The 5,025-nt window shown below is 56.7% G+C and carries 3 protein-coding genes and 1 pseudogene; 1 reads left to right on the top strand and 3 read right to left on the bottom strand.

Features of this window, described 5'->3' with window-relative positions; all coding sequences use genetic code 11:
• The 3 genes and pseudogenes from P7F28_RS30810 to P7F28_RS30800 all read right to left on the bottom strand — a co-directional run.
• Window positions 1-605, bottom strand: a pseudogene (locus P7F28_RS30810) (amidohydrolase); the annotation flags it as partial.
• 118 nt (window positions 606-723) lie between these two features.
• Window positions 724-2,577: an NAD-binding protein gene (locus tag P7F28_RS30805; protein WP_277188958.1), complete on the bottom strand. Its 1,854-nt coding sequence runs from the start codon at window positions 2,575-2,577 to the stop codon at window positions 724-726.
• A gap of 57 nt (window positions 2,578-2,634) precedes the next feature.
• Window positions 2,635-4,002 (bottom strand): MFS transporter, encoded by a 1,368-nt coding sequence (locus P7F28_RS30800; protein WP_277188956.1) that lies wholly within the window; start codon window positions 4,000-4,002, stop codon window positions 2,635-2,637.
• Between the two features lie 432 nt (window positions 4,003-4,434).
• Here P7F28_RS30800 and P7F28_RS30795 point away from each other — a divergent pair.
• Window positions 4,435-5,025 (top strand): NAD(P)-dependent oxidoreductase (locus tag P7F28_RS30795; protein ID WP_277188954.1); only part of this gene is annotated, 591 nt, incomplete at its 3' end.

Below are 5,025 nucleotides of genomic sequence, written 5' to 3'. Positions count from 1 at the left end.
ATCCACGCATCGAATGATAGGTTCAGTGGCGCGAGCCTCGCGAATCCTTCTCGGAAGTTGGAATCCAGAAGTACGTGAGGACGGGCGAACGCACGCCCAAATCCCGCCTGCCCCGAATCAAACGTCGCACCATGCCGGATTCCGCGCAAGCGGCCGCGACCCGCCTCAAGCATCGTATCAAGTACAGCTTGCACATCGCTGCCGAGCAGAAGATCTGCGTGCCCGACGATGCCGGCGCACAACTTGGGTCCTTCCGGTCGCTCGGTCGCGCATGCATCGGCAAAAGCACTAGCGAACTCGACTTCGCCAACCGAGCGCATCGACTCTGGACCGGTCTCACGGTAGTTCGCTTTAAACTGCATGTACACGGTCGCCTCGATCCGATGGCCCGTTCCTATGTCAGCTAGCAGTTCGTCCGCGAGATAGCGCCCGCGCTCGTCATTCCAAATATGGTGATGCGGGTCGATGATAGGAAGCTCAGGCTCCAGGGCTTCTTCGACGCGTCGCTTTGTCCAGGAATCCAGCGCTTTGAGATCTCGATGGTTGTTGCCCCGAAAATCCACCACTGTCGCTGGGCTGGTGTCAGTCTCGTTCTGCGTCGTCACTCCGGAACCTCTCTTCGTTCAATGCTGTTGCTTGCTGTCGACTGTCGGACCGGCAGAAGCTTCGCTTCGCCGCCCCCGGCACTTCGACGACTAGAGATACTCGCTGACAAAAACGTTTCTACGCGGCCTGCTGTGCGCGATCGACGGTCTCGACCTTGACTTGCGCCCAGGACTCGTACTGCTTGGCGATAGAACTCACGTCTTCAGGCGAATGTCCGCCACTGCACACGAGGCCATAGACTCCCAAGACCTTGTCGAAAATCCACGTTGTAACACCCAGTTGACGCGCCGCATCCGTTGCCATAGTCAGGTGGCGCCTAGCCTGTGCGAGGGTCAACCCATAGTCAAAGCGGCGAGTCGCTACCTGCTCTGGGAGGATCCGAGCGCTCGCGGCGTTTCTTCCGGTCTCGATGCCCATAATCGTTTTCATCTGCAACGGAGTCAGTCCAGCCTTGGCCCCTGCGACGAATGCCTCGGACGTAACGACAAGAAGTGTCGCAAACAACGACGCGTGAATCATGTGCATCAACTGGGCGTCCCCTGGCCGCTCCGAGATCACAAACACTCGACGACTCAACGCCGCCAGCAGTGGCACTACTGCGTCGATGGCAGCGGCCGCGCCGCCGACGATGATTACCCCTTGGCCCGATCGACGTTCGTGGGACGGTCCAGTGTGCAAGCCATCAACGCATTTGAGGCCGAGCTCTCGTGTCTGCTGGTGAAAACGAGTGGATTCGGCTATGGACATCGTTCGAGTGTTGATGACAACCCCGCCTTCGCCGGCTGCTTGGCGAATGCGCTTCACAAGAAGGGACTGTTCGTCACTTTCCTTCACGCCGATCAAGACGCACGTCCCGAAAGATCGAGCTGGCACGGTCGTAGGTTGCGCCGCCCCTGCCTCACCGTGCGGTATCTCGACTTTAAAACCCTGCTCACGCAATCGGAGAGAAATAGGCTCAGCCTCGGATTCATCACATATAAGAATGTGGGGAACGAAGGTTGCGCCCACCGATACCGCCCGCTCGCAAGAGATGGCCTCCCCGCGGCTCGCCACCTCGACCCCAGACCACGGCTCGAGATAGGTAATAAGCGAAGTTCCGTCGCGGTCCGCTCCCCCCTGCATTGCTGCATACTTCCAGAGTTGCTGCACGGTTTGTGCAACCCACATCGGAACCCCGCGATTTTGGGCCTCTTCGACCGTCAGTGAGATGTCCTTGGCCGTAATGGCCATGCGAGCTCCGAAATCGAACTTGCGCGGCAGCACCGACCGTCCGAACTTATTTCGGGTCGCGCTGCTGCTTGCGTCGCCTGAATTTATGATTTCAAGCATCCGTTGAGGGTTTAGTCCGCCCTTGACGCCCAGAATGAACGCTTCGCAGGCGGACGCCATGCCGGTGGCCGACAGCGAGTTATTGAGAAGTTTGAGCGTCTGAGCCTTTCCGGTCTCCTCACCTAGATACAGCACCTCCAGGCTTGCCAGGTCTCGCATGATGGGAGCAACACGTTCGAACGCGCGCTCGGGCCCAGAACACATGATTCCGAGTTTGCCATTCCCCGCCGTTGACACGTTGCCTGTGATAGGAGAGTCAAGCAGGTCGATTTCGAAGGACTTGAGATCCGCTGCGAGGTCTTGAGCGAATCGTGCCCCGGTCGTCGAGAAATCAACCAGGATACGTGCGGCACCGCCTTTCGAAACACCTTCCTCTCCAAAAACGACTTCCTTGATGGCCGGCAGTGATGGCAAGCAAGTCAACACGATTGCGGCGCGATCAGCAATCGCTTTGGCTGACGTCATCGATTGCGCACCTCGCTCGACAGCCGAAGCGACGGCCGATGCGTTGGTGTCGTACACAAGCAATGAGTATCCGAGCGTCGCAAGATGACGCGCCATTGGGGCGCCCATCGCGCCAAGGCCGATAAATCCGATCGGCTCAGAGATAACGTGGTTCGCAGGAGCGGTGGGTTCAGTCATTGTTAAACTCGAGAGGACAATATTCAATTATCTCTTGGGCAGCGCCAAGCCTTTCTGCTACACGGACTCATCACGCCGTTCCCTCAGCTTGGAAGCCGGAACCCCCAACACAATGATGAAGCCACCGGCAAGTGCGATTGCTGCAATGGTGTATAGCCCGATGGCGATGCTATGAGTATTGGTCATCAGCCAGCCCAGCCAGGTCGGTGTCAGCAGTGAACCTGCCTGTCCCAAGCTGCTCATCAACGCGATGCCAGCCGCGACAGATGCTGCCGGGAAATACGCCGGGGGAATCGTCCAGAACATTGTGCTACCCGCGTAATATGCGATTGCCAGCAGCGAAAGGCAGCCGATTGTCAAGACCGGGCTGTGGACCACACTCGGAAGCAGGACGAGCCCCACTGCCCCAATGGAAATCGAGAACAGGTAATGCCAGCGGCGCTCGACGCGGTGGTCGGAGTGTCGGGCAATGACAATCATCCCAATCGCACCGATAACGGACGGAATCGCAGAAAGTAGAGATAGGTGCAGGATGTTAGTGACACCTGCTCGATGAATGATAGTGGGCGTCCAGTAATTCATAACGATGCCCAGCATTGGCGTAACCAACGATGCGAGCACGACCACATAGACGCGTGGGTCGCGAAGAACCGCGACCAGTCCGGAATGAGCAGGATTGCCTTTGAATGCGCGATCCGCTTGGATGTTATCCAAGATAATCTTGCGCTCCGCATCCGTCAGCCATTTTGCCTGATCGGGCTTATCATCGAGATAAAAGTACGCGAAGACTCCGAGCAGAACTGCGGGTATCCCTTCAAGCAAGAACAGCCATTGCCAGTTACGAAGTCCGCCAACGTCGACGAACGTGTTAAGGATCCAACCGGCCAAGGGTCCTCCAATCATTCCTGATACCGCAATCGCGAGCAAGAAGCGCGACGTTATGCGTGCGCGACGCGCGGACGGGAACCAATAGGTGAGATAGAGCAATAGACCAGGATAGAAGCCGGCTTCGGCAGCTCCAAGCGCAATTCGGGCGATGTAGAACTGCGTGCTCGTTTGTATGAACATCATCAAGCAGGTGATGCAGCCCCACAGGAACATAATTCGCGCCATGGTGAGTCGTGCACCCGTTCGCTCCAACATCAGGTTGCTCGGAACTTCAAACAGGACGTAGCCGATCGAGAATAACCCTACGCCCAATCCGTATGCTGCGTCCGAGAGCGCGAGATCTCTCGACAGCGGAATCTTGGCGAAACCGAGATTCACACGGTCAATGTAGTTAACTACCCAACAAAGGAATAAGAACGGAACGAGCCTTAGAGTGACCTTCCGATATGCTGCCTTCACCTCCTTGTCAGTCGCCCATACCTCGGCAGGCTCATCACCGCTCCAACCCTGTACAGGGGGCTGTACTGATTGCTCCATTGTCTGCTCCGTCCCGCCAGTTATCGTGCGTACTGCTCTGTCTTCACGAGGGTGTTCTCTTTGACACGAAAGAAAAGCGCCGGCGCCCGGCTGTCGACCGAGTTGAATAGCATTCAGTGGGCGAGCGCGCGGAGGCCTTCGGTCAACGCTCAGTGTGGGAGATCGTCAAATGCCGCATGGTGGGTTGTCTCCTATGTTTTGTAAATGTCAACTTCGTGCTCGCCGCGTCTGAACAAAACAAGGGTTAACCCTTGTCTCATACACGGTTGGCGGCGCCACGAAATCTTGCATCAACTTTATATCTGGGATGTACCTGCGTCAACACAAATGGAATTCGTTCCATTGTTCGGAACTTCAACCCCGCTGACAGTGGCAGTTCCATTTCACCCTCTTAGTTTCATTAAATGGAATCGATGCTGATGAGTAGAATTGGTGCTACGATGCTTCGAACACCCCCGATACACTTCAGCCGGCGTTCGATCTCGGCCCACGAAGACGGGTCATGTAGAAAAGTTTGGCAAACGACTAAGGAGGCGACACAAGATGAAGATTGGTTACGTCGGACTGGGAGCGCTAGGCGGTCAACTGGCACGTCGATTTTTATCGGCGCACGAGCTCTGCGTGTGGGATTTGAATGCGAATGCGGCAACGGCATTCGCTGAGGCGGGCGCGAAGGTCGCTCCGTCGGCGGGCGCGCTCGCCTCTGAGAGCGACGTCATCCTACTTTGCCTTCCACGAAGCTCCGATGTAAGAGAACTGATTTTTGGGACTGGCGGTCTAGCCGAAGGACTTTCGGCCGGAAAGATTGTTATCGATCAGACCAGTGGTATTCCCGAGGAGACTCGAGAGATTGCTGAGCTCCTTGCTCGCCAGGGCGTTAACATGATCGACGCCGCTGTATCTGCCACTCCATCCATTGTTGCCAGCGGTGGCGCAACGCTCATGGTTTCGGGTCCAGCCGATGTAGTTGAGAAGTCACTTCCAGCACTTCGAACGATCACTGAAACAATCTTCCGCTGCGGC

The organism is Caballeronia sp. BR00000012568055, assembly GCF_029439455.1.
In the GTDB taxonomy this organism is placed as follows: domain Bacteria; phylum Pseudomonadota; class Gammaproteobacteria; order Burkholderiales; family Burkholderiaceae; genus Caballeronia.
Note: the sequence above shows the minus strand (reverse complement) of the source record. Positions and strands in the feature narration are given on the sequence as shown.

What these genes read in the sequence shown, in the direction of transcription:
- P7F28_RS30805 (WP_277188958.1), bottom strand. Translation starts at nt 2,577, where the DNA reads ATGACTGAACCCACCGCTCCTGCGAACCACGTTATCTCTGAGCCGATC.
- P7F28_RS30800 (WP_277188956.1), bottom strand. Translation starts at nt 4,002, where the DNA reads ATGGAGCAATCAGTACAGCCCCCTGTACAGGGTTGGAGCGGTGATGAG.